Source organism: Microbacterium sp. NPDC078814 (assembly GCF_040702645.1).
Lineage (GTDB): Bacteria > Actinomycetota > Actinomycetes > Actinomycetales > Microbacteriaceae > Microbacterium.
In genome coordinates this window covers 1-24,899 of sequence record NZ_JBFBLT010000008.1, presented here as the reverse complement: position 1 = coordinate 24,899, position 24,899 = coordinate 1, and the positions used below count along the sequence as shown (strand labels likewise).

The 24,899-nt window shown below is 71.0% G+C and carries 23 protein-coding genes; 8 read left to right on the top strand and 15 right to left on the bottom strand.

The features are described from left to right. Positions 1 to 6 precede the first annotated feature (6 nt). The 4 genes from AB0300_RS15055 to AB0300_RS15040 all read right to left on the bottom strand — a co-directional run bounded on the left by AB0300_RS15055 (position 7) and on the right by AB0300_RS15040 (position 4,847). Entirely contained in the window at positions 7 to 1,347 is a 1,341-nt protein-coding gene (locus tag AB0300_RS15055) for a cytosine permease (protein WP_366216318.1), read from the bottom strand. Between the two features lie 228 nt (positions 1,348 to 1,575). Then, positions 1,576 to 2,979: a threonine synthase gene (gene thrC, locus AB0300_RS15050; protein WP_366216317.1), complete on the bottom strand. Its 1,404-nt coding sequence runs from the start codon at positions 2,977 to 2,979 to the stop codon at positions 1,576 to 1,578. 75 nt (positions 2,980 to 3,054) lie between these two features. Then, positions 3,055 to 3,657: a response regulator transcription factor gene (locus AB0300_RS15045; protein ID WP_025104505.1), complete on the bottom strand. Its 603-nt coding sequence runs from the start codon at positions 3,655 to 3,657 to the stop codon at positions 3,055 to 3,057. Then, positions 3,654 to 4,847, bottom strand: a complete 1,194-nt coding sequence (locus AB0300_RS15040; protein WP_366216316.1) for a histidine kinase — start codon at positions 4,845 to 4,847, stop codon at positions 3,654 to 3,656. The genes AB0300_RS15045 and AB0300_RS15040 overlap by 4 nt, the downstream gene beginning before the upstream one ends. Positions 4,848 to 5,004: 157 nt before the next feature. On the opposite strand from AB0300_RS15040, the gene AB0300_RS15035 reads away from it, so the two are divergent. Together AB0300_RS15035 and AB0300_RS15030 are read left to right on the top strand one after the other, a co-directional pair. Further along, complete coding sequence (locus AB0300_RS15035) at positions 5,005 to 5,547, top strand: small multidrug efflux protein (RefSeq protein ID WP_136051293.1); 543 nt, start codon at positions 5,005 to 5,007, stop codon at positions 5,545 to 5,547. Between the two features lie 37 nt (positions 5,548 to 5,584). Then, positions 5,585 to 6,487: an arginase family protein gene (locus tag AB0300_RS15030; RefSeq protein WP_366216315.1), complete on the top strand. Its 903-nt coding sequence runs from the start codon at positions 5,585 to 5,587 to the stop codon at positions 6,485 to 6,487. A gap of 24 nt (positions 6,488 to 6,511) precedes the next feature. On the opposite strand, the gene AB0300_RS15025 is transcribed toward AB0300_RS15030, so the two are convergent. Beyond that, entirely contained in the window at positions 6,512 to 7,804 is a 1,293-nt protein-coding gene (locus AB0300_RS15025) for a hemolysin family protein (protein ID WP_366216314.1), read from the bottom strand. Positions 7,805 to 7,898: 94 nt separating this feature from the next. Beyond that, entirely contained in the window at positions 7,899 to 8,918 is a 1,020-nt protein-coding gene (locus tag AB0300_RS15020) for a TerC family protein (RefSeq protein ID WP_126894364.1), read from the bottom strand. Positions 8,919 to 9,272: 354 nt separating this feature from the next. Between AB0300_RS15020 and aspS the strand changes: the two genes are divergently transcribed. Continuing rightward, positions 9,273 to 10,574 (top strand): aspartate--tRNA(Asn) ligase, encoded by a 1,302-nt coding sequence (aspS, locus tag AB0300_RS15015; RefSeq protein ID WP_366216313.1) that lies wholly within the window; start codon positions 9,273 to 9,275, stop codon positions 10,572 to 10,574. Positions 10,575 to 10,633: 59 nt separating this feature from the next. Here the strand turns inward: aspS and AB0300_RS15010 are convergent, their stop codons facing one another. From AB0300_RS15010 to AB0300_RS15000, 3 genes are all read right to left on the bottom strand, one after another. Next, positions 10,634 to 11,281, bottom strand: a complete 648-nt coding sequence (locus AB0300_RS15010) for a GntR family transcriptional regulator (protein WP_062635627.1) — start codon at positions 11,279 to 11,281, stop codon at positions 10,634 to 10,636. 120 nt (positions 11,282 to 11,401) lie between these two features. Further along, positions 11,402 to 12,424: an NADP-dependent oxidoreductase gene (locus AB0300_RS15005; RefSeq protein ID WP_126894366.1), complete on the bottom strand. Its 1,023-nt coding sequence runs from the start codon at positions 12,422 to 12,424 to the stop codon at positions 11,402 to 11,404. A gap of 41 nt (positions 12,425 to 12,465) precedes the next feature. Next, on the bottom strand, positions 12,466 to 12,855 hold the full coding sequence (locus AB0300_RS15000; protein ID WP_025104514.1) for a DUF1304 domain-containing protein: 390 nt from the start codon (positions 12,853 to 12,855) through the stop codon (positions 12,466 to 12,468). Between the two features lie 98 nt (positions 12,856 to 12,953). On the opposite strand from AB0300_RS15000, the gene AB0300_RS14995 reads away from it, so the two are divergent. Then, complete coding sequence (locus tag AB0300_RS14995; RefSeq protein ID WP_366216312.1) at positions 12,954 to 13,547, top strand: TetR/AcrR family transcriptional regulator; 594 nt, start codon at positions 12,954 to 12,956, stop codon at positions 13,545 to 13,547. 61 nt (positions 13,548 to 13,608) lie between these two features. Here the strand turns inward: AB0300_RS14995 and AB0300_RS14990 are convergent, their stop codons facing one another. Then, positions 13,609 to 14,655 (bottom strand): NAD(P)-dependent alcohol dehydrogenase, encoded by a 1,047-nt coding sequence (locus AB0300_RS14990; RefSeq protein WP_025104516.1) that lies wholly within the window; start codon positions 14,653 to 14,655, stop codon positions 13,609 to 13,611. Between the two features lie 261 nt (positions 14,656 to 14,916). On the opposite strand from AB0300_RS14990, the gene AB0300_RS14985 reads away from it, so the two are divergent. From AB0300_RS14985 to hrpB, 3 genes are all read left to right on the top strand, one after another. Next, positions 14,917 to 15,345, top strand: a complete 429-nt coding sequence (locus tag AB0300_RS14985; protein WP_025104537.1) for a MarR family transcriptional regulator — start codon at positions 14,917 to 14,919, stop codon at positions 15,343 to 15,345. 171 nt (positions 15,346 to 15,516) lie between these two features. After that, positions 15,517 to 17,118 carry an SPFH domain-containing protein gene (locus tag AB0300_RS14980; protein ID WP_249521742.1) on the top strand — a complete coding sequence of 534 codons (1,602 nt, stop codon included), beginning with the start codon at positions 15,517 to 15,519 and terminating at the stop codon, positions 17,116 to 17,118. Between the two features lie 75 nt (positions 17,119 to 17,193). After that, on the top strand, positions 17,194 to 19,749 hold the full coding sequence (gene hrpB / locus AB0300_RS14975; protein ID WP_366216311.1) for an ATP-dependent helicase HrpB: 2,556 nt from the start codon (positions 17,194 to 17,196) through the stop codon (positions 19,747 to 19,749). A 19-nt stretch (positions 19,750 to 19,768) separates the two neighbouring features. Here hrpB and AB0300_RS14970 read toward each other — a convergent pair whose 3' ends face one another. From AB0300_RS14970 to AB0300_RS14950, 5 genes are all read right to left on the bottom strand, one after another. Next, the gene (locus AB0300_RS14970; RefSeq protein WP_249521744.1) at positions 19,769 to 20,503 is read right to left on the bottom strand and encodes an ABC transporter permease; all 735 of its coding nucleotides are present in this window, start codon (positions 20,501 to 20,503) and stop codon (positions 19,769 to 19,771) included. Continuing rightward, positions 20,500 to 21,285 carry an ABC transporter ATP-binding protein gene (locus AB0300_RS14965; protein WP_202976252.1) on the bottom strand — a complete coding sequence of 262 codons (786 nt, stop codon included), beginning with the start codon at positions 21,283 to 21,285 and terminating at the stop codon, positions 20,500 to 20,502. The genes AB0300_RS14970 and AB0300_RS14965 overlap by 4 nt, the downstream gene beginning before the upstream one ends. A 147-nt stretch (positions 21,286 to 21,432) precedes the next feature. Next, positions 21,433 to 22,029, bottom strand: coding sequence for a TetR family transcriptional regulator (locus AB0300_RS14960; RefSeq protein ID WP_249521746.1), 597 nt, complete (start codon positions 22,027 to 22,029; stop codon positions 21,433 to 21,435). Positions 22,030 to 22,039: 10 nt separating this feature from the next. Beyond that, entirely contained in the window at positions 22,040 to 22,780 is a 741-nt protein-coding gene (locus tag AB0300_RS14955; protein ID WP_126893474.1) for an AAA family ATPase, read from the bottom strand. 103 nt (positions 22,781 to 22,883) lie between these two features. Beyond that, on the bottom strand, positions 22,884 to 24,377 hold the full coding sequence (locus AB0300_RS14950) for an L-serine ammonia-lyase, iron-sulfur-dependent, subunit alpha (protein WP_126893475.1): 1,494 nt from the start codon (positions 24,375 to 24,377) through the stop codon (positions 22,884 to 22,886). 136 nt (positions 24,378 to 24,513) lie between these two features. Between AB0300_RS14950 and AB0300_RS14945 the strand changes: the two genes are divergently transcribed. Further along, positions 24,514 to 24,786, top strand: a complete 273-nt coding sequence (locus tag AB0300_RS14945; RefSeq protein ID WP_062635578.1) for a hypothetical protein — start codon at positions 24,514 to 24,516, stop codon at positions 24,784 to 24,786. Positions 24,787 to 24,899: the final 113 nt, after the last annotated feature.

Here is a 24,899-nt window from a genome sequence, read left to right as displayed (position 1 = left end):
GTCTGCTCAGACCGCGGCGGGGGCGCTGTCGACGGGGTCCGCCTGCCGGGTGGTCGCGACGCCGACGCCGCGCACCCAGCCGAGCTTGCCGGCGACGATGTAGAGCACCATCGACAGGAAGAGGCTGAGCAGCGAGGGGATGCCCCAGGTCACGAAGTAGCCGACCAGCGAGGACACCAGCCAGACGACGATCGTGGCCGGGACGATCCGGGGCGCGGTGCCGGGCAGGGTGCCGGCCTCGCGGGTCGCGTCGAGCTCGGGACGCCAGCGGCGCACCACGTAGTACTCGGCGACCATGATCCCGGCGATCGGCGGGAACGCGACGCTGAGCACGACGAGGAACTCGGTGAACTGGCCGAGGATGCCGACCGCCGCAAGCACCGATCCCACCACGCCGAGGACGATGGTCGTGGTGACGCGGTGGAGGTTCTTCCCGAAGGCGGTGGAGATGAAGTTCACCAGGCCGAGCGTGGAGGAGTACAGGTTCCAGTCGTTGATCTTCAGCGTGCCGGTGAGGACGATGAACAGGCCGACGAACCCGACGGACGAGGTGACGATGGCGACGATGTCGCCGGTCGCCGCCGCGTGGGCGAGAAGCACGCCGGCGAGGCCGATCACGAACTCGCCGAGGGAGACGCCCAGCACCGTCTGCTTGACGACGTCGGTGCGGGAGCGGTTGAAGCGGGTCATGTCGCCCGTGATGATCGCGCCGACGATGAGACCGCCGGCGACGATGCCGGTGCCCGCCCAGACGCTCATGGTCGGGCCGGGGGCGGGGCCGGTGAGCAGCTCGCCGATGTCGTGGCGGGTGAGCTCGGAGATGACGGACCACCCCACGAGGATCAGGAACAGCGGCACGGTGATGTTCGCGAGCCACTGCATCCCGACGAAGCCGAAGGCGACGATCGCGGTGACGGCGAGGCCGAAGATGAGGCTCCACGCCCAGACCGGCAGGGCCCCGGGCATGAGCGCGTCGAGCGACTGCGCGGAGATGGCGGACTGGATGCCGAACCAGCCGATGAGGCTGATGCCGATCGCGAGGCCGACGAGCGAGGCGCCGATCTCGCCGAAGCCCGTCCAGCGGGCGAGGAGCGCGGTGTTCAGGCCCTCGCGCTGGCCGATGAAGCCGACCACGCACATGATCACCTCGAGGATGAGCGAGCCGAACAGGAAGGCGAGGACGGCCTCGCCGAAGGTCATGCTGTAACCGAGGGTCGCGCCGAGGAGGAACTGCGAGAGGGCGGAGACCTGTCCGAATCGCTGGACGGCGATTCCGAACCAGGGCTTGCGGGCCTCGGGAGTCACTCGGGAGAGCGCGAAGTCGTCTGCGTGCGCCGTGCGTGCCATGGGGAGTCCTTCGGGAGGAGGATACGGGTTGCCCGCCACGGTACTCACCCCCGTCCCCTCCCCGACATGTGCACTCCGCCCCGATCCCCCTTCCCTCTGTGCACACTGCCCACCCCCTCTCCCCTCTCCCCCTCCCCCAATGTCGCCGAGACCCCGGGTTCACGTCGAAACCCCCTGTCTCCGGCGTCCGGGATAGGGGGTTTCGGCGCGAAAGCGGGGTCTCGCGGGTCAGTGGAGGGCGTTCTCCTCGATGAAGGCGCGGAGAGCGTGCTCGTCGTCGGGCATCTCGGTCACGTGCTGGGGGGCGTCGAGCATGGCGCGCAGCTCGGGGGCGTACGCCAGCTCGACCCCGATGGCCTCGTGGATGGTCTCGGCGAACTTCTCCGGCTTGGCCGTCTCCAGCACCAGCATCGACACTCCGGGCTCGACGTACTCCCGCGCGACCTTCACGCCGTCGGCGGTGTGCGGGTCGATCACCTCGCCGGAGGCCTCGTACACGTCGCGGATGGTCGCGAGCCGATCTTCGTGCGTCGAGGTGCCGCTCACGATGCCGAACTCCTCCGCGAAGCGCGGCTGCTCGGCCGAGAAGTCGAAGAAGCCCTGGGCCTCCAGGTCGTCCCACGCGCCGACCACTCGCGCCGGATCGCGGTCGACGAGCTCGAAGATGAAGCGCTCGAGGTTCGAGGCCTTCGAGATGTCCATCGACGGGCTCGAGGTCGCGAGGGTCTGGGCGGCGCTGCGGGGGCGGTACACCCCCGTGCGGAAGAACTCGTCGAGCACGTTGTTCTCGTTCGCGGCCAGGACGAGGCGTCGGATCGGCAGCCCCATCTGCTTCGCGAAGAATCCGGAGAGGATGTTGCCGAAGTTCCCCGAGGGGACGGTGAACGACACCTCGGCCCAGCCGCCGGCGTCGGTCGCGCGCAGCCACGCCCAGAAGTAGTAGACCGTCTGCGCGGTGATGCGGGCGAGGTTGATCGAGTTCACGGCGCCCAGGTGCTGTGCGCGCTTGAAGTCGAGGTCGCCGGCGAGCTTCTTCACGAGGTTCTGGCAGTCGTCGAAGACGCCCTCCACCGCGATGTTGTGCACGTTCGCGTCGTCGAGCGAGAACATCTGCGCTCGCTGGAACGCGCTCATCCGGCCCTGCGGCGACAGCATGAACACCGCGACGCGCTCCTTGCCGCGCAGGGCATGCTCCGCGGCCGAGCCGGTGTCACCCGACGTGGCACCGAGGATATTGAGGACCGAGCCCTGGCGCTCGAGCGTGTACTCCAGCACCTGCCCGAGGAACTGCATGGCCATGTCCTTGAACGCCAGCGTCGGGCCCTCGGAGAGGCCGACCAGCGTGAGGTCGTCGTCCACGCGACGCAGCGGGACGACGCCGTCCGGGAAGTCCGCGTACGCCGCCGCCGTCATCCGGGCGAGGTCCTCCCGCGGGATGTCGGTCGCGAAGAGGGCGAGCACCTCGGTCGCCAACTGAGGATAGGTCAGGGCCCGCCAGCGCTCGAGCGTCTCGCCGTCGACCTCGGGCATGACGTCGGGGACGGCCAGGCCGCCGTCGGGCGCCAGGCCCTCCAGCAGCGTCTCGCTGAACGACTGCGGCTGCATGCCGCCGCGGGTGGAGATGAACGGCACGTGTGCTCCTCGGCTCGGGACTCGGCGCCTCCATTCTCGCAGGCCGTGACGACCGAAACGGACGCGTGACGACGGTCAGATCCAGCCGCGCTCCTCGGCGACGAGCACGGCCTGCTGACGCGTGCTCACCGAGAGCTTCCCGAGGATGACGGAGATGTGGTTGCGCACCGTCCCCGGCGCCAGCGCGAGCGCCCGCGCGATCTGTCCCGTGGTCTCCCCCCGACGCCCGGCGCGGAGCACATCCAGCTCCCGATCGGTGAGCGGCGACCGCTCGTCGCTCAGCGCATCCGCGGCGATCTCCGGGTCGACGTACCGGGCGCCGGCCGCGACGCGGCGGATGATCGCGGCGAGCTCGTCCGCACCTCGCGACTTGGGCACGAACCCGGACACGCCGGAGGCGAGCGCCCGCCGGAGCACCCCGGGGCGGGCGTGCCGGGTGACGACGATGCAGCGGGTCGCGATCGTGCGGTTGAGCCTCTCGGCGACCTGCACGCCGTCGAGTCCCGGCATCTCCAGATCGAGCAGGCACACGTCGGGTTCGAGCCGGACGGCGGCGGCGACGGCCTCCTCGCCGTCCGCGCACTCCGCGACGACGTCGATGTCGGCTTCGAGACGCAGCAGGGCGGCGAGCGCGGAGCGGATCATGCCCTCGTCGTCGGCGAGCAGCACCCGGATCATCGGACGATCTCCGCCCGCGCGGGCACGGTGACCGTCACGACGAACTCGTCGGCGTCCCGACGCTGCTCGAACGTGCCGCCCGCCTCGCCGATCCGTCGGCGGACGCCCTCGAGCCCGGAGCCGCCCGCCCCGTCCTCGGCCGCGGGGTCGGCGTCGTTGGCGACCTCGTACCGCCAGGCGTCCGCCGTCCGGTCGAGGATCAGACGCGCGTGACCGCCGCGTCCGTGCCGCAGGACGTTCGTCGTCGTCTCCCGGATCACCGGGCCGAGGTCGGCCGCGGGTGCCGCGTCCGCATCCGGGTGGATCCGCGCCTCCACCGTGAGCCCGGCGGCCACGAGCAGGTCTCGGGCGTTCGCCAGCTCGTCGCCGAGGGGCACGGATCGGAACCGCGTGGCGAGGTCTCTGGTGCCCTGCCGCGCGTCGTCGACGCTCGCCCTGGCGGCGCGGAGCTGCTCCATCCCCGCCTGCGGATCGGTGGGCAGCAGGCGCTCCGCCAGTTCGAGCTGCAGGGCGATCACCTGGAGATGATGCCCCTGGAGGTCGTGCACGTCGGTCGCCACGCGCAGGCGCTCCTGCGTCGCCGCCAGTCGCGCCTCCGAGGTACGTGCCCGATCGAGGGCCACGAGCACGTCCCACCACCACAGCGAGCTCACGGTCATCCCGGGCAGCATGACTCCGTAGAGCACCGGCACCCACACCGGGACCTCGGAGCCGAGGGGGGTAGTCGAGTCGAGCAGCGCGAGAGCGACGAGCACGACGGTCGCGGCCACGGCCACGCGCACCCGGATCCCGCGGGGCCAGCTCACCAGCACGAAGACCTGCACCACGGGCATCGCGGCGAGCTGCCAGCTGCCGACCAGAGCCCCCGCCGCGCCGCCGTAGATCAGGGCGACGACGGTCGGCACGGCCAAGCGCACCCAGCCCACCCCGGGCCCGGCGTCGACGCGATGACGGTAGTCGACCAGCAGCAGGACGGTCGACGCCGCCCAGAGCACCCCGCCGACCCCCACGACGAGCAGCGCGACGCCCGAGCGATCCAGTGCCACGGCGATGCCCAGCCAGGCGGCCACCAGCATGAGCTCGATGAAGACCACCCCGCCGACCGTGTACCACCAGGTGGCGGTGATGCCCCGGGCGAGCTGGCGGGCACCGGGACCGGAATCGGAGAAAGCGGGGGAAGGACTGCTCACGCTCCCCACGATAGAGGCGTGACACATGTCACGGGATCGGGGTGCGAACCGCACGGAGAGCGATGACGCGGCGGCACTGCCGCCTCAGGCCGCCATCGACTGGACTGGGGTCATCGCGACGGAGAGACCGTCTGCACCGACACCCGGAGCTTCCCCCATGAACCTCATCGAGACCTTCCAGAGCCTCGTCGCCCAGGTCCCCGACCTCGTCCAGCCCCTCATCGTCGCCCTCGCCGGAGCGGTGCCGTTCGTCGAAGGCGAGGGTGCCGCGAGCATCGGCATCCTCGGCGGCATCCCGCCCGTGGTCGCGGCCATCGCCGCGATGGTCGGCAACTTCCTCTGCGTCGCGATCCTGGTGCTCGCCAGCGCGGGCGCCCGCCGAGCCATCGTGGACCGCTCGCGGGCGAAGCAGCCGGTGACGGTGGGCGGCGGGACGAGCCTGGAGGCCGACGGCGTCCCGGTGGAGACCGGACGCGGGTCCGCCCGCCGCGAGAAGTTCCAGCGCGCGTTCGAGCGCTACGGCGTCCCCGGGGTGAGCCTGCTGGGACCGCTGCTGCTGCCGACGCACTTCACCGCCACGATGCTCGCCGCGTCCGGCATCGGCAAGGGGCGCATCCTCGTGTGGCAGGCCGTCGCGATCATCGGCTGGACGACCGTCATCGCGGTGATCGTGGGGAGCGCCGTCTACGCCATCCGCTGAGCGTCGAGATGTCGGACGCCCGGTGCAGGATGAGCGCATGATCACACTGCTGTCGGCTCCCAGCAATCTCGGCCTGCGCCCTCCGGAGCCCGGCAGCGTGCCCGGCTCCGCGAAGGCGCCGGAGGCGTTCCGGGAGGCGGGGCTGTTCCGGCGCTTCACCGATCAGGGCGCGAGCGACGGCGGCATCGTGCTCGCCGGACGCTACGTGGACGACGACGCCACGCGGCCCGCCGGCCGGGTGCGGAACGAGGCCGCCTTCGTCGACCACTCCCTCCGCCTGGCTTCGCGCATCGGCGAGGTCCTCGACGAGGGCCGCGCCCCGCTCGTGATCGGGGGCGACTGCGGCATCCTCGTCGGCGCCGGGATCGCCGTGAAGCGCCGTGGAGGCGCGGGCCTCGTGCACATCGACGGACACACCGACTTCCGCCACCCGGGCAACAGCGACGAGTGCGCGAGCGTGGCCGGCGAAGCGCTGGCGGCCGCCGTCGGCGAGCACTGGCCGGCGATCGCCGACATCGACGGACTCGCGCCGTACTTCTCCCCCGCACGCACGGCCCACATCGGGCACCGCGACGACGACGAGGAGCAGGCGGAGGTCCGCGGCCTCCTCGCGCGCGTCACGCCGGCGGCCGACGTGCTGGCGCGCGGAGCCCACGCGGTCGCCGCTGAGACCGCCGCGTCCGCCGGCGGTCGCTACTGGCTGCAGCTCGACGTCGACGTGCTCGACCCGTCGGTGATGCCCGCCGTCGACAGCCCGGACCCGGGCGGCCTCGGTGCCGCGGAGCTCACCGTACTCCTGCGCGCCCTCGCCCCGCAGGCGATCGGGGCGAGCATCACCGTGTTCGACCCCGACCTCGATCCGGACGGCCGCTACGCCCGGCTCCTGACCGAGGTCCTCAGCGATGGGCTTCGCGAGCTGGGCAGCGGAGCGCGCGACTGACGCGCCCCGCCACCCGGCGGTCCGTCAGTCTTCGACGCCCCGCTCAGCACCCGGATCGGTGAGCTTCGAGACGCGCACGCGTGCGATGCGGCGGCGATCGACCTCGGCCACCTGGATGGTCGCGCCCGGCACCTCGACGGTGTCGCCGACCACGGCGAGACGGCCGAGCTGCTCGGTGACGAATCCGGCGATCGTGTCGGAAGACCCCCGGGGCATCGCGAGCCCCGTCGCCTCCTCGAAGTCCTGCAGGTTGAGGCGCCCGTCCAAGCCGTCGTCGGCGGAGATGAAGACCTCGGCGTCGTACTCGTCGAAGATCTCGCCGACGACCTCCTCCACGAGGTCCTCCAGCGTGACGAGACCATCGGTGCCGCCGTACTCGTCCACGACGACCGCGATGTGGTGTCCCTCCGCCCGCATCCGGGTGAGGGTGGGCAACACCCGCGCGGTGGACGGGATGTAGGGGATGTCGCGGACGAGCCCCTGCAGCGGACGCTCCGGATCGTCGGCCGCAGCCTCGAAGAGGTCGCGCACGTGCACGAAGCCGGTGATGTCGTCGATCGACGTCTGGGACACGGGGTACCGGGAGAAGGGCAGCTCGCGGACCTGCTCGATCGCCGCCCCCACGGTCGCCGCTTCGTCGAGCGCCACGACCTCGGGACGCGGGCGCATGACCTCGCTCACCTGACGTCCGCGCAGGGAGAGCACGTCGTCGAGGATGCGGCGCTCGTCGTCGGGCAGGCCCTGGTGGGTCGCCACGATGTCGCGCACCTCCTCGTCGGTGAGCTCGTCGCTCGTCTTGTGCGGGTCGCCGCCGAGCACGCGGACGAGGGCGTTCGTCGAGACCGACAGCAGCCAGATCACCGGGCGCATGACGGTCGCGAAGCCGTTCAGTGCCGGCGCCACGGCGTACGCGAACTGCGCGTTGCGCTGGATCGCGAGCCGCTTCGGCACGAGCTCGCCGAGCACGAGCGACAGGTACGCGATGATCAGCGTCAGCACGATCGTGGCGAGCGTCATCGCGAGCGGAGGCGCGACACCCCAGCCCTCCAGCAGCGGCGCGACGGACGGCGCGATCGAGGTCGCGCCGTAGGCGGCGGACGCGAAGCCCGCCACGGTCACGCCGATCTGCACCGCCGAGAGGAAGGTGTTGGGGTTGCGGGCCAGGGCGGCGACCTTCGCTCCGCGACGGCCGCGAGCGGCGATCGCGTTGAGCTGGCTCTCACGCAGCGTGACCAGGGCCATCTCCGTCGCAGCGAAGACACCGCCGATCAGCACGAAGAGCAGGACGAGGCCGATGTTCCAGAGCAGATCGCCCATCAGCGGGCGACCTCCTCGGTGGCGGGGTGAGCACCCGGGATGAACCGGGTGCTCGTACTGTCAGAGTCCGAAGAGTCAGAACAGCGCTGCGCGCTCAAGAGTGCTCCTTGTCGATGGTGGGGGTGGAATCGGTCGAGGAAGAGACGGCGTTGCGGTGCCGGCGCGTCTTCATCAGGCTCGCGACGGTGGCGACCGCGATGGTCGCGGCGATGAACAGCAGCGAGAACCAGATCGGGATCTCGGGCGCCCACAGCATCGGCTCGCCGCCGTTGATGAACGGCACCTCGTTGACGTGCAGGGCATGCAGCACGAGCTTCACGCCGATGAACGCGAGGATGACGGCGAGGCCCTGAGCCAGGTACACCAGGCGCTCCAGCAGCCCGCCGATGAGGAAGTACAGCTGCCGAAGACCCATCAGGGCGAACGCGTTCGCGGTGAAGACGATGTACGCCTGGTCGGTGAGGCCGTAGATGGCGGGGATCGAGTCGACGGCGAAGACGAGGTCGATGAAGCCGATCGCGATGATCGTCAGCAGCATCGGCGTGACGTAGCGCTTGCCCTTCTGGACGACCGTGAGCTTGTCGCCGTTGTACTCCTCGCTGACGGGGAGGTGGCGACGGACGAACGTCATGAAGCGGCCGTTCGCGGGGTTGCTCTCGTGGCTGCTGAAGGCCTGGCGGTACGCGAGGAAGAGCAGCAGCGCGCCGAAGACGTAGAAGATCCAGGAGAAGTTCTCGATGAGGGTCGCACCGACGGCGATGAAGATGCCGCGGAGGATCAGCGCGATCACGATGCCGATCATCAGCACCTTCTGCTGATAGATCTTCGGCACCGCGAAGCCCGTCATCACGATGAGGAACACGAAGAGGTTGTCGATCGACAGCGCCTTCTCGGTGAGGTAGCCGGCGAAGTACTCGCCGCCGTAGGTCCAGCCGGACACCAGACCGATGCCCACGCCGAAGAGCAGCGCGAGGCTGATGTAGAAGATCGACCAGCGTGCGGATTCGCCGATGCTCGGCTCGTGCGGCTTGCGGACGTGCGCGAAGAACTCGTACACGAAGAACGCGATGGTGACCGCGATCGTGATGGCCCAGATCAAAGGGGTGATTTCCAACGGGTACTCCAGACTCGGGCGTGACGGAACAGCGCCAAAGTCTTCCCCATCCCGAGCGGGACCGGTGGGCCGGGATGCAGACGCATCCGTAATGACGACCCGACCGTGTCGGAGTACTCCCCTTGGATAATCCAGGGTACGAGACGGTGCCCGAGCGATTCTGTGGATCTGCCGAGAACGCCCCTAGACTGGACGCGGCGACCGCCGGGGCGTGACGACCCCCGGCCTCCGGGCAGGCGGTCCCCGCGCGTCCGGCGTACCGACGAGAGGCCGGCTTCTCACCGGCGAAGGTGTGGTGGCACCGCGATCTGGCCCCCGCCCACACCTCCAGGGCTCCCACAACCTGGAGGAGAAATGAGAACACCCGACCCCGCCCGCACTCTCGCCGCGGAGCTCGCCGAGGCCGTCCCCGGCCGCCGTGTCACCCTGCTCGGCCACGTCCATCGCCGGAGGGAACTCGCCACCGTCGCCTTCCTGATCATCCGCGACCGTTCGGGCCTCGCACAGGTCGTGGTCCGTTCCGCCGAGCATCCAGCGGATGGCCTCCCTCCGGAGGAGACAGTGGTCCGCGTGACGGGGACCGTCGCCGCGAACCCGCAGGCCCCCGGCGGCGTCGAGATCGTCGACCCGCAGATCGAGAGCCTGTCGGAGCCGGCCGCACCGCCGGTCGTGGAGCTGTGGCGCCCGACGCTCGAGACGAGCCTGCCGACTCTGCTCGACCACGCGGCGGTGACCTGGCGTCATCCCGCACGCCGCGCGACCTGGCAGATCGCCGCGGCGAGCGTGCGCGCGTTCCGCCGGGTGCTCGACGCCGCGGACTTCACCGAGGTGCAGACCCCGAAGATCGTCGACACCGTGACCGAGTCGGGGGCGAACGTGTTCCCCGTCGACTACTTCGGCAGGACCGGGTACCTCGCGCAGAGCCCGCAGTTCTACAAGCAGCAGCTCGTCGGCGTGTTCGAACGCGTCTACGAGGTGGGGCCGGTGTTCCGAGCCGAGCCCCACGACACCGTGCGGCATCTGTCCGAGTACGTGTCGCTGGACGTCGAGCTCGGGTTCATCCGCGACCACCGCGACGTCCTGCGCCTCCTCGGCGACGTGCTGCGCGGCATGCTCGACGGCATCCGCGCCGACGCCGCGGAAGAGCTCGCGCTGCTCGACGTGACGCTCCCCGTCATCCCCGAGGACATCCCCGTCGTGCACTTCCGCGACGCGCTGCGCCGGGTCGGTGCTCCGGCCGACGAGCCCGACCTCTCCCCGGCGCACGAGCGCGCGCTCGGGGCATGGGCGAAGGAGGCGTTCGGCAGCGACGTGCTGGCCGTCGAGGGCTACCCGATGCGCAAGCGCCCGTTCTACACGCATCCGCAGGCCGACGACGCGGAGGGGAGCAACAGCTTCGACCTCCTGTTCCGCGGTCTGGAGCTCGTGACCGGTGGACAGCGTCTGCATCGGCACAGCGAGGTCGTCGCTGCGATCGAGGCTCGTGGAGAATCGCCCTCGGCGTACGCCGGCTACCTGGAGTCGTTCGCGCACGGGATGCCTCCGCACGGCGGCTTCGCCATCGGACTGGAGCGCTGGGTGGGCCGCCTGGTCGAGGCGGCCAACGTCCGCGAGGTGACGCTGTTCCCGCGCGACGTCCATCGCCTCACGCCGTAGCCCTGGGACGCGACGAGGGCGACCGCGGTGTGCGGTCGCCCTCGTTCGTCAGCGCAGGATCACTCCGAGATCTCGGCCAGTCCCGACTGCTCTGCCCGATCGATGATCGCCGGGAGCGTCTCGTCGAAGAAGGTCACCAGCACGGCACGGGTCTTGACCGCGTCGCGCTCCGACGTCGCCTCGCGGATCGCACCGACGAACTCCTCGACGGCGGACCAGTCCACGGCGTCCTTCGCGTGCTGGGTGAACCGGCGGATCTGCGGGCCGAGGCGCTCGATGGAGTTGGCGCGCGTGGCGTTGCCCTCGATCCGGGCGAAACCCGTCGCCGCGCTGCGGAGCGCCGCACCGAACGCGATGATGTCCCGCTCCTGCACCGACGCCGCCATGTCGTCGGCCAGCTCCACGAGGTAGGCCACATCGTCGTCCTGGATCACCGGCATGACGTGGCGGACCGAGCCGATCCAGATGTCGCCGAACAGGTCGACGGCGTTGCGCACCCGTTCCAGATCGATCGGAGCCACGCGGGTGTAGCGATTGCGCTGCATCTCGACGAGGCCGTTGTCGGCCAGGCGGTCGAGGGCATGACGGATCGGCGTCTTCGAGGTGCCGAGGCGTTCGGCGAGCTCGTAGTCGCGCAGGCGCTCGCCGGGCTGGAGCTCGCCGCTGATGATGGCATCCTGCAGGCGCACGAAAGCCTCGTCGCTCATCGACCGGCGTTCGAGGGGGCCGCCAGAGAGTGTCACACTGCCTCCAGTGGGGGTCATGGAGAGTGAAGTTCTACGTCTCAAGCAATATATCTCAAATGCGCGGGCGGCCCGCCCCGGACGTCAGGCGGAGGGCGTGACCCGCACGAGCATCTTCCCCGTGTTGGCTCCGCGCATCATGTCGAGGAACGCATCGACCGTGTTCTCGATGCCGTCGACGATGGTCTCGTCGTAGGCGATCCGTCCTTCCGCGAACCAGCGGGTCATCTTCTCGCTGAACTCCGGCGACAGGTGCAGGTACGCGGCCAGCGTGAAGCCCTGGAGACGGAGCCCGCGCGTGATGATGTTCGCCATGTTGTCGGGCCCGGGCACGCGCTCGGTGGTGTTGTAGCTCGTGATGGCGCCGCACAGCGCGATCCGGCCACCGTCGTTCATCACGTCGAGCGCGGCTTCGAGGTGGTCGCCGCCGACGTTGTCGAAGAACACGTCCACGCCCTCGGGCGCGAGGGCGGCGAGCTGCTCGCGCACCGGGCCGTCCTTGTAGTTGAAGGCCGCGTCGTAGCCGTACTTCTCGGTCAGCAGGGCGACCTTCTCGGGTGAGCCCGCCGAGCCGATGACGCGGCCCGCGCCGAGGAGCTTGGCGATCTGACCGACAGCCGTCCCGACGGCACCGGCGGCGCCGGAGACGAAGACGGTGTCGCCCGGGGCGAGTCCGGCGATCGCGGTGAGGCCGACGTACGCGGTGAGGCCGGTCATGCCGAGGATGTGCAGGCGCAGCGACAGCGGCATGCCGGGCACCTCGGGCACGGCCCGGAAGGTCGACGCGTCCGCCTGCACGACATCGCTCCAGCCGTGCTGGTGCAGCACGACGGTGCCGACGGGGAGGTCGTCCGCCGCAGAGGCGACGACCCGGCCGATGGCGCCACCCGCGATGACCTCGTCGAGGGCGTAGGGGGCGACATAGCTGCGGACGTCGTTCATCCGCCCGCGCATATAGGGGTCGACGGAGACGAACTCGTTCGCCACGCGCACCTCCCCCGGCGCCGGATCGCTCAGCTCGACCTCGACGGTGCGGAAGTCGTCGTGGGTCGGCCACCCCTCGGGGCGGCGGGCGAGCTGGATCTGGGTGCTGATGGCGTGGGACATTACTCTCCTTCGTGAGGATCTGGGGGGGGCTGCGGCCGGACTCAGACGAGGAGGCCGATGGCCAGCGCGATGACGCCGAGCGCCGGGATGACGCCCTGCTTCAGGGCGGCGGACGCCTTGTCAGGGCTCGACAGCAGCAGCACGAGGCTCGCGGCGACCATCGATCCGGCGCCGGTGAAGACCAGGGTCGCGCCGACGGCCGTCGCTCCCGTGGCGAAGAGGACGATGCCGAGGAGGACGGCGATCGCGAGGAACAGGTTGTAGAAGCCCTGGTTGAAGGCGAGCTCCTTCTGTCGCGCGGCCTCCTCCGCCGTGCCGGTGCCGAACGTGCGGCGAGCGCGCGCGCTGGTCCAGGCGAACGACTCGAGCCAGAAGATGTAGACGTGCACGAGCGCGGCGATGCCTGCGAGCACGAGTCCGGCGATGACCATGGCAGTCCCCCTTCGACGCGGCGAGGCCGCGCATTCTGTATCGGTCGTTCCAATATATACTGGATCGAGCGATTCACAAAAGGGCAGGAGCAGGGCGGATGGGGCGCACACAGACCTTCGACACCGCGGAAGCGGTCCGCGCGGCACGCGGCGTGTTCTGGGAGCGCGGCTTCGAGAGCGCGCCGCTGCCCGAGCTCGAGCGCGCGACCGGTCTCAGCCGCTCGAGCATCTATCACGCCTTCGGTTCCAAACGCGGACTCTTCGACGCCGCCGTCGAGAGCTACCTGGACGAGGTCATCCGCCCGCGCCTCGCCCCGTTGACGGGTGAGACCGTGGCGCCGGAGGCCCTGGAGACCTATCTCGGCGGACTACGCGCGGCCCTGCTGACGACGGGCAGCCTCCCGGCGACGAGCGGCTGCCTGCTGGTCAACACCGCCGCCGCCCCCATCGGCACCGACGACGCGGTCGCCCGGGTCGTGGCGTCCTATCGCGCGGAGCTCCGAGAGGCATTCGCCCGCGGCGTCCGGGCCGCCCTCCCCGACCGTGCGCCCACGGAGATCGAGACGCTGGCCGACGCCTGTACGGGGCTCGTGGTATCCGCCTTCGCCCTCGTGCGCGTGGCCCCCGACGCGGCGGCGAGTGCGATCGATGCGGCGCTCGCCCTCCTCGCCGACCGGCGACGCCGCGGCTGAGGCCGCACCGAGACGACGAACGCCCGGGAGAGCGATCCCTCCCGGGCGTTCGAGGCCGACGTCAGGGGACGATGACGGCGCGTCCGCGGATGCTGTTCGACGCGAGGTCTTCGTACGCCTTCGGGCCGTCGTCGAGCGTGTAGCTCTCGGTCTGGACGTGGATCTTGCCGGCGCGGGCGAGGTCCAGCACCTCGATCAGCTCGGCGCGCGAACCCCAGTAGGGGATGCGCACGGCCGCGTCGTAGGCGATCGAGCCGAAGCCGAGCGTCATGCTGCCCCCGCCGATGCCCACGATCGTGATGTCGGCCTCGAGCGCGGCCACGCTCTGCGCCAGGGCGATCGTCGGGTTCGCGCCGACGAAGTCGAACACGGCGTTCGCGCCGAGACCGCCGGTGAGCTCGCGGATCTTCTCGGCCGCCGACGCGTCGCTGATCAGCACGTGATCCGCGCCGACCTCGGTGGCGAGCTTCAGCTTCTCGTCGTTCACGTCCAGCGCGATGACCGTGGCACCCGAGATGGCCTTGAGGATCTGGATGCCGACGTGGCCGAGCCCTCCGGTGCCGATCACGACCGCGACCGTGCCGGCGCCGAGCTTCGGAAGCGAGTTCTTGATCGCGTGGTACGGAGTGAGGCCCGCGTCGGTCAGCGAGACGTTCTGCACGGGGTCGAGGTCCCCGAGCGGCACGAGGTGGCGCGCGTCGTCGACGATCATGTACTCGGCCATCGACCCCTGGCTACCCAGGCCCGGAGGACGGATGCCCTCGGCGGCGGCGTTCGTGCAGTAGTTCTCCTTGCCCATCGAGCAGTTGTGGCAGCGGCCACAGCCCCAGGGCCCGTAGACGGCCACGGCATCTCCGACCTTGAGCGTCGAGTCGACGCCCTCGCCGATCTCGTGCACGACGCCGGCGCCTTCATGCCCGAGCGTCAACGGCAGCGGGTAGCCCTGCTCGTGGTAGTCCTTCTCGGAGAGTCCCATGACGTAGTCGTCGGAGTGGCAGACACCACCCGCGGTGATCTTGAGCAGGACCTGTCCGGGGCCGGGCTTCGGAATCGGGATGTCGACCACCACCGGGGGCTTGCCGATCTCGACGTAGCGGAGAGCTTTCATGAGCATCTTCTTCCTGGCGTTCGAGAGGTCTGCCGCGCGGTGCGGAGGCGGGGGCTCTCGAAACCGTCCCTTCCAGTATCCGCCCGAATCATCGTGATCAAACCGTTGCATTCGTTACCTCGCCGTTATACAGTGATCACACGGTGAATGTTTGCTGTGGCATCCACCGCATGTGATTGCAGGACACTCTTGGTGCAAGGGACAAGGGCCGGTCGGGAGCCTCTCCGACCGGCCCTTTACTGCGCCCGGTACTCTGTGAGGATGACCGATCGGAAGCTCGCGCTGGAGGCCTGGGAGAGCCTCTTCCGCGCGCAGCACGAACTGTTCACCGAGATGGCGGCGGACTTCGACACCGGCGATATCACCCAGGCCGAGTACGACGTACTGCTCACGGTGACGCGCTCGCCGGAGATGACAGCGCGGCTGCGCGACATCACCGCCAACATGCTCATCAGCCAGCCGAGCGTCTCCCGCCTCGTCGACCGGATGGTGACCCGGGGGCTGGTCGCGAAATGCGCCGACCCGGACGACGGCCGCGGCGCCCTGATCCGCGCGACGGACGAGGGTGCCCGGGCGTTCCGTGCACTCGCCACGGTGCACGGCCGGTCGATCGCCGACCGGATGTCACGCCTCGACGACGAGGAGCTGCGTCTGCTCCGCGACCTCGCGGAGAAGCTCCGCACCCGCTGACCGCTCCCCTTCTCCACAGGCGCCGCGGTCGGGGGCGTCTCCACCGACGACGGCATCATGACGGCCGCGACGGTGGCGGGCGTCGCTTTTCTGGCAGGGTGGGTTGCGCACGCCCACATCGACCGTGGGCATATCGGACCGCCCCCTCGGGGGGAACCAGGGAGGTCATCCATGGAGATCGCCGGAATCGTCGGCATCCTCATCGTCATCGGGATCGCGGTTGTCGCCGCGATCGTCGTCCTGCTGATCCTGCTGCTGTTCGCACGCAGCTGGATCAAGGTGGCTCGCGCCGACGAAGCGCTCGTCATCTCCGGACGCAAGCAGAAGGTGCAGCGTGCCGTGATCGGCGCCGACGGCACCAGCAGTTCCGAGATGTCGGAGTCGCCCGTCACGGTCATCGTGAACGGCAAGTCGCTCGTCAACCCGATCACCCAGCGCCACGAGATCATCTCCCTCCGGTCGCGGCAGGTGTCGCTCAACGCCGAGGCGCAGTCGCTCGACAACGTGACGCTCAACGTCGACGGCGTCGCGATCGTGAAGATCGGCTCCGACCCGCTGCTTGTGCGCCGGGCCGCCGAGCGCTTCGCCTCCCAGGACAAGGCCATCGAGCAGTTCACCACCGAGCAGCTCGAGGGCGCCCTGCGCGGCATCGTCGCGACGCTCTCCGTCGTGGAGCTCATGCGGGAGCGCAAGAAGTTCTCCGACCAGATCGCCGCCGACGTCTCCCAGGAGCTCGCCGAGCAGGGCCTCATCCTCGACTCCTTCCAGATCAAGGGCATCACCGACAAGGTCGGCTACATCCAGTCCCTCGGTGCCCCGGAGATCCAGGCGAAGCGCCAGGCCGCGGAGATCTCGCAGACCAACGCCGACCGCGCGATCAACCAGAAGAACATCGCGAACCAGGAGGCGAACCTCGTCGAGCAGACCGCGCTCGACACGAACACGGCCAACGCCAACGCCGGAATCGGCCGCGCGCGCGCCGAGGCGGAGCAGGCCGAGCAGCTCGCCCGCGCCCAGGCCGAGCAGGCCGTGCTCCAGCAGCAGGCCGAGAACAAGCAGGCGCAGCTCGACGCCGACGTCAAGCGCGTCGCGGACGCGCAGCGGTACGAGGCGGAGACCCGCGCGCAGGCCGAGCTCTACACGCGTGAGCGCGCGGCCGAGGCGGCGGCGATCGAGCAGGTCAAGCAGGCCGAGGCGCGCACCCGCATCGCCGAGCAGCAGGCGCAGGCCGACAAGGCGCGCGCCGACGGTGAGGCGGCGGCCGCGATCGCGAAGGCCACCGGTGACGCCGACGCGCTGCGCGCCCAGGCGGAAGCGGAAGCCGAAGCCCGTCGCCTGCGCGCCAACGCCGAGGCCGAGGCGATCCGCGCCGAGGGTGAGGCCCGTGCCGCCGCCGTCGAGGCTGAGGCCAAAGCCATCGCCTCCAACCAGGACGCGTTCCTCTCGCAGCGCGTTCTGGAGGTGCTGCCCTCGATCATGTCCGAGTTCGCGAAGGGCTACGCCGCGATCGGCAGCGTCTCGATCGTCGGCGGATCCGGCGAGGACGGCGCGTCCAACGTCGTCGGTGCCGACAGCGCGAAGGCCCTGCGTTCGGTCTTCGACAGCGTGCACTCCGCGACCGGCCTCGACCTCGCCGGCATCATCCAGGGACAGGCCGTCGGTCGCGGCTTCGGGGCGGGAGTCGCCGAAGCGTCCGCGCCCACCCCGGCGCCGCGTACGCCCGCACCGACCACTCCACCGCCGCCCGCGCCGCCCGCTCCCGCCGCGGAGTAGGCAGCGTACGACAGCGGATGCCGCGGCCGATCGGGTCGCGGCATCCGCTCTCGCACGACCGGGCAGACTGGACGCGTGACCCGCGCCGCCTTCGACCTCACCGCCATCGGCGCCGGTCTGTCTTTCGCGGGCGCCCTCGACGACCTCTCCACCGCCCTCGACACGAGCGGATCCGTGGTCGTGACCGCGCCGCCAGGTACGGGCAAGACCACGCTCGTCCCGCCGCTCCTCGCCTCACGCCGCACCGGCCGCGTGATCGTCACCCAGCCGCGCCGGATCGCCGCGCGCGCGGCCGCTCGCCGACTCGCACAGCTCGACGGCACACCCCTCGGCTCCCGGGTGGGCTTCACCGTCCGCGGCGAGCGCACTGTCGGGCCGGACACGAGGGTCGAGTTCGTCACTGCTGGCGTGCTCCTGCGACGGATGCTCGACGACCCCGGACTCGACGGCGTGAGTGCGGTCATCATCGACGAGGTGCACGAGCGTGCCCTCGAGACCGACCTTCTCGTCGGCCTGCTCTCCGAGGTGCGCGAGCTGCGAGATGACCTCGTCGTCATCGCGATGTCCGCGACCCTCGACGCGGACCGGATCGCCGCGGTCATCGGGACCGAGGAGTCTCCCGCGCCGATCGTCGACCAAGACGACCCGGCTTTCCCCCTCACCGAGCGCTGGGCACCGAGTTCTGCGCCCCGCCTCGACGAGCGCGGAGTCACCCGGGGCTTCCTCGATCACGTCGCGAGTGTCACCGCCACCGCCGCCGCCGAGCTCGTCCGGAATGACCCCGAAGCGGATGTGCTCGTGTTCGCCCCCGGCGCGCGCGAAGTGGCGGAGATCGCGCGACGAGTCCGCGACCGGAACAGCGCCTTCGACGTCCGGGAGTTGCACGGCCAGATCCCGCCGGCGGAGCAGGATGCCGTGATCCGCGGTCGTGCGTCGGAAGCCCGGCCCCGCATCATCGTCGCCACCTCCCTCGCCGAGTCGTCTCTCACGGTGCCGGGTGTGCGGCTGGTCGTGGACAGCTGCCTGGCCCGGCAGCCGCAGCGCGACGCCGCCCGCGGGATGAGCGGTCTGGTCACCACCGCCGCCTCCCGCTCCTCGTGCGTGCAGCGAGCCGGACGCGCCACCCGACAGGGCTCCGGCACGGTGATCCGGTGTGTGGACGAGCGCACCTATGCTGCCGCTCCTGCGCGGCCGTCGCCGGAGATCGCCACGGCAGACCTCACCGACGCCGCCCTCCTGCTCGCCTGCTGGGGCGCCCCGGGCGGCGCCGGCCTGCGCATGATCGAACCGCTGCGAGCCGACAGCCTGGCCGATGCCGTCACGGTGCTGCGCGGTCTCGGAGCGATCGACGACGACGGGCGCGCCACGGCAGAGGGCCGTGCGCTGGCACGAATCCCCACCGATCCCCGGTTGGCCAGAGCGCTGCGGGACGGCAGCCCCGCGGTGGGGAGCCGGCTCGCCGCCGAGGTCGTGGCGCTTCTCGGCGGGGACCAGCGCATCTCGGACGCCGATGTCGCCCGCGCTCTCGTCGCGTTGCGCGGAGGGAGCACGGCCGAGGCCCGGCGGTGGCGCGAGGACGCTCGCCGTTTGGAACGCCTGGTCGCTCCGGCACCGGACACTCGCGCCGGTCTCGACGGCGTCGGTCTCGTGATTGCGCTGGCCTTCCCCGAGCGCGTCGCCCACCGCGCCGAGCACTCGGGATCGGGAGCGACGTTCCTGCTGGCGTCCGGCACCCGGGCCGGTGTCAGCGGCGCCCTGGCCGCGTCGGAATGGCTCGCCGTGGCCGACGTCGCCCGAGCCTCGTCCCGGACGGCAGCCGGCTCCGGTGCGGTCATCCGCGCCGCAGCGGCCCTCACCGAGGAGCAGGTGGAGCGCGCGGCAGGCCCCTTGATGAGCGACCGCGTCGAGGCCGAATTCGTCGGAGGCCGCGTACAGGCCCGCCGCGAACGCCGGATCGGTGCGATCGTGCGCTCATCGGTGCCGGTGCGCCCGTCGGCCTCGGAAGGCCGGGATGCCGTGGGCCGAGCACTCCGACGCGATGGCCTCGGCATGTTCACGTGGTCCGACGGGGCGGAGGCCCTGCGCCGCCGACTCGCGCTACTGCGACGTGAGCTCGGAGACCCCTGGCCCGATGTGTCGGACGCGGGTCTGCTCGCATCGCTCGACGTGTGGCTGGCACCGGAGCTCGATGCTCTCGCCTCCGGCACGCCCGCGAGTCGGCTGGATCTGTCATCCGCCCTTCGCCGTCTGCTGCCCTGGCCCGAGGCCGTGCACCTCGATGCGCTCGTCCCGGAGCGGCTCGAGGTGCCCAGCGGCTCCCGTGTACGCATCACCTACCCGGAGCCCGACGGCGACGCGACCGCACGGCCCGTCGTGGCGGTGAAGCTGCAGGAGTGCTTCGGCTGGGCGGAGACTCCCCGGCTCGTGGACGGCCGCGTCCCCGTGCTCTTCCATCTGCTGTCCCCGGCGGGGCGGCCGCTCGCGGTCACCGACGACCTCGCCTCGTTCTGGTCGGGCCCCTACGCCCAGGTACGCGCCGAGATGCGCGGCCGCTACCCCCGGCACCCGTGGCCCGAGGACCCGTGGGCCGCCGTGCCGACGAAGCACACCAAGAACCGCGCCGCGCGCTGACCCAGGCCAGGACTCCGGCTCAGCGTGTGCGCCGCCGCAGCGTGAGCGCGGCCAGCATCAGAGCGCCGACGGCGAAGGCCACGACGATGAGCAGCGGACCGAACACGTCCCCGCCCTCGTCCCCCGCCGCGACCGCGTTGATCGTGTCGATCGCGTAGCTCAGCGGCAGCCAGTCGGAGATCGCGTACAGCACGTCGGGCATCTGGTCCCGCGGCATGAACAGACCGCCGAGGATGATCTGCGGGAACACCAGCAACGGCATGAACTGCACCGCCTGGAACTCGGTCTGGGCGAACGCGCTCGCCAAGAGCCCCAGCGCCGTGCCGAGCAGGGCATCGACCACCGCGACGAGACCCAGCTGCCACAGCGGCCCGTCCACGTCGAGCCCGCACACCCCGACCGCGAACGAGACCGTGATCACCGCCTGCAGCACCGCCATCAGCCCGAACGCGAGCGCGTACCCGAGGATGAAGTCGGCCTTCTCGAGCGGCGTGGTCATCAGCCGTTCGAGCGTGCCGGAACGACGCTCCCGCAGGGTGGTGATCGACGTGATGAGGAACATCACGATGAACGGGAACAGCGCCAGGATGGCACCGCCGAACTGGTCGAACACACCGTCCTGCTCGCTGAACAGCCAGGCGAAGAGACCGACGAGCAGGCTCGGGGCGATGAGCATCAGGGCGATGGACCGCGGGTCGTGTCGGAGCTGCGTGAGCACGCGGCCGGCGGTCGCGAACAGCCGGCGGCCGTTCATGTCCCGTCCTCCTCCTGGCGTTCCTGGGCTTCTCGGCGTGCGCGCCTGGTGGTCGCGGTGCCGGCGGCCCTGTCCCGTTCGATCAGCGCCAGGAACGCGGCCTCGGCGTCGGTCGTTCCGGTGTCGGCGAGCAGTGCGGACGGCGTCGTGTCGGCGATGATCCTCCCCTCCCGCATCAGCAGCAGCCGGTCGCAGCGCACCGCCTCGTCCATCACGTGACTCGACACGATGAGCGTGACGCCCCGGTCGGCCAGCCGGCGGAACAGGGTCCAGAGCTCCGCGCGCAGCACGGGGTCGAGTCCGACGGTCGGCTCGTCCAGCACGATGAGCTCCGGGGAGCCGATCAGGGCCGTCGCGAGCGACACCCGCGTTGCCTGGCCGCCGCTCAGCGCATCGACGAGCTGTGTCGCCTGCGCGTCGAGACCGACCTCCTGGATGACCCGGTCGACGTCGCCCTTCGGCGCCTTCAGGAGCGCGGCGAAGTAGGCGAGATTCTGCCGCACGCTGAGATCGCCGTAGACCGAGGCGCCCTGCGTGCCGTACGCGACACGGTGCCGGAGCCGGCGGGACCCGCCCGGCTCGCCGAGAACGGTCACGTCACCGGAGGCGATCCGCTGCACACCGACGATCGACCGCATGAGCGTGGTCTTGCCGCACCCCGAGGGGCCGAGGAGACCCGTGATCTGGCCGCGGGGCACGGCGAGATCGATGCCGTCGAACACGGACACGGCCCCACGCCGCACGCGAAGCTGCGTGATCTCGACGGCCGCATTATTCATCATGCGATGAATTATGCGCCTCGCCTCGTCGGGCGTCAACGCCTCTCGGGTGGGCACAGCTTCGGAGCGCCGGATCGACACGCCGCCGCCGGCCCGTGCGGTCCGGCGCGGCGGGCGAGATCTCCGAAGCTGTGCCCGCCGCGGCGCGGGTCAGTCGAAGAGGTAGCGCTGGACGGTGGGGCCGACGCGGCCGACGAGCTCGTCGACGGAGGCGCCGGCGAGCGCGGGAAGCTGCAGGACGTAGCGGCCGATGAGCATGCCGGCGATCTGCGACGCGACGAGGGCGGCACGGAAGTCGGCGTCCTCCACGTCGAGGCGGCGCGCCACACGGGAGAGCAGTTCGCGGGAGAGGAAGCCAGCGAGCAGGGGCGTCGTCAGTCTGCTCCCGATCGCCGTACGCAGGAGCAGCACGCCGCGGCGGCGCACGTCGGGCTTCTCGAACGCGTCGAGCACATAGCGGACGAGCCGGGCCCCCGCTTCGTCCTTCGGCCCCGCGAGGATCTCGGGGACGTCGAGGTCGGGGCGCAGCGGTATTCCGGCGGCCTCGGCGAACAGGTCGGCCTTGGTGCCGAAGTAGTGGTGGACGAGCGCGGAGTCGACCCCGGCGCGGGCGGCGATCGACCGCACCGTCGCGCCGTCATACCCCTGCGCGCCGAACTCGTCGACGGCGGCGGACACGATGCGCTCGCGGGAGTCGGTGCCGCCGCGCGGGCGCCCGCGTCGTCTCGGCGCCTTCTGCTCGGTCATGCCCGTCAGCCTACGGCTCCGCGGATCCTCGCTCACCGAGCAGGTGCCGGAGATACCGCTGCGGCTGCCCGAGGAACGAGCGCCAGTGGTGCACGATCTCGAGGTCCTCCCAGGCGGACGGGCGGAGTCCCCACTCCCCGACCTCCAGGATGGCGGCACCCGGAAGCGCCGCGAGCACCGGCGAGTGCGTGGCGCACAGCACCTGGCCGCCCTCGTCGGCGATGCGCTGCAGCACGGCGATCAGCGTGAGAGTCGAGTGGAACGACAGCGCGGCCTCCGGCTCGTCCAGGCAGTAGAAGCCCGGATCATCGAAGCGGCTGTCGAGCAGGGCGAGGAACGACTCCCCGTGGCTCATCTCATGGAAGGGCACATCGCCGCGCAGGGAGGGGTTCTCCTCGAGATACGTGTAGAACGAGTGCATCGTCTCCGCCCGGAGGAAGAACCCCCAGCGGTGCGCCCCGACGCCGCGCTGGAGGCGCAGCCAGTCCGACAGCGGCGACTCGCTCGGCCGCGTCCGGTGCTGCGCCTGGCGGGACCCGCCTTCCGGGGAGAGACCGTACGCGATTGCGATGCCCTCGACGAGGGTGGACTTCCCGCTGCCGTTCTCACCGACGAGGAAGGTCACTCCCGGCCCGAGATCGAGTCCCTCGCGCAGCACCTGGGCCACCGCGGGGATGTTCGTCGGCCACGTCCCGTCCGGGATCGGCGCCTCCTCGTTCGGCCGCACCGCGACGACCGGCTGCTGCCGCATGTGCCTCTCCCTCCTCCGTCGACCCACCCCTCTGTGTGCCTGCCACCCCCCTCCGTGCGCACGCAACGGGCCGGAGCGCGCGAAAGGGGGTGGGTCGGCGAGGTCAGCACTCGATGACGTTCACCGCCAGACCACCCTCGCTGGTCTCCTTGTACTTCGTCGACATGTCGAGGCCCGTCTGGCGCATCGTCTCGACGACGGCATCCAGCGAGACGTAGTGGCTCCCGTCGCCGCGGAGCGCGAGGCGGGCGGCGGTGACGGCGGTGGAGGCGGCGATCGCGTTGCGCTCGATGCACGGGATCTGCACGAGTCCGCCGATCGGGTCGCACGTGAGGCCGAGGTGGTGCTCCATCGCGATCTCCGCGGCGTTCTCGATCTGCCGGTTCGTGCCGCCCATCACCGCGGTGAGCCCGCCCGCGGCCATCGCGCACGCGGAGCCGACCTCGGCCTGGCACCCGCCTTCGGCGCCGGAGATCGAGGCGTTGGCCTTGAACAGCGAACCGAGCGCGGTGGCCGTCAGCAGGAACCTGCGGATACCCCGGCGGCGGTTGGCCTCCGCGATCTCCGCGTCCTCGCCGTCGAGTGCGGGAGGCGACGGCGGAGCCCCGTCGAACCCGAGCAGCGCGCTGCCGACGAGCTCCCCGTACGGCGTCACCGCGTTCCCGGCGCCGAGACCCGAGTCGGCGAGGAAGCGCCACCAGTACATCGCCACCGCCGGGAGGATGCCCGCCGCGCCGTTGGTGGGTGCCGTCACGACGCGGCCACCCGCCGCGTTCTCCTCGTTCACCGCGAGCGCGAAAGCCCCGAGCCACTCGCCGGGGAGCTCCCGGTGCCCGTCGGCTTCGACCGCCTCGAGCTGCGCGCGGATCGTGCCCGCACGGCGCTTCACCTGCAGCATGCCCGGAAGGACGCCCTCGGCGTGGAGCCCGGCGTCCACGCAGCCCGCCATCGCGTCCCAGATCGCATCGAGGCCGGCGGCGACCTCCTCCTCGCTGCGCAGTGCCGTCTCATTGCGGCGGGCGACCTCCGCGATGGACAGGCCGTGCTCATCGCAGAGGGCGAGCAGCGAGGCGGCATCGACGTAGGGATGCGGGAAGGCACCGGTCGAGAGGTGCGCCTCCTCCCCCTCGCGCCGGATGAACCCGCCGCCGATCGAGTAGTACGTCTGCTCGAACAGGGTGGTCCCGTCGGCATCACGGGCGATGAGCGTCATGGCGTTCGGGTGGCCGGGAAGGCGGGTGCGGGGCGCGAACACGATGTCGTCCTTCTGGAACGGCACCGCATGGGCGCCGTCGATCCGCAGCGGCTCCCCCTCCGGATACGCGGACCACGCCGCACGGACGGCCGCCGGATCGCACGTCTCGGGAGCGAGACCGCGAAGCCCCGCGACGACCGCATCCGGGGTGCCGTGGCCGATCCCGGTGGCGCCGAGCGAACCGTACAGCGTGCACTCGACGCGGCCGACACGGTCCAGTTCCCCGGATGCGGTCAGCTGCCGCGCGAAGTCGAGCGCGGCGCGCATGGGTCCGACGGTGTGCGAGCTGGACGGGCCGACGCCGATGGAGAAGAGGTCGAAGGCCGAGACGTACGCAGTCACCCCTCCAGGCTACGCCGAGTTCGGGATTCCGGTTCACCGCGATTAACCGCGCGGCCGGCGGGTCCGCGTCAAGGCCCTTCATCTCCCGGAGAATCGGAGGCAGGCTGAGCGCACGACATCGCAGAAAGGGACGATCATGACCGACAGCACTCCCGAACCGACCGCGAACGACGACCTCTCGCCTGAGGCGCAGACCCCCACCCCGACCCCGGCCTCCGACACCACGGAGGGCGAGGCGACGACGCCGGAGCAGGCGGACTCCCCCGAGGACGCGGACCCGGCCGAGGTCCCCAGCACCGAGGAGCTGGAGGAGCCCAGCACCGAGAAGGCCCCGGGCGAGGAGCCGAAGGCCCCGAAGCGCGACGACCCGGAGCCTGACCACGAGGCGGTCGGCCTCGGCGTCGACTGACCCCCGCCCCGAGACCCCGCACTATCGTCGAGACCCCGCCCTGCTGATGCGTGCAGGGCGGGGGGGCGGCGCGGAACCCGGGGGGCGGCGGGCGACGCGGCGCGCGGGGCGGG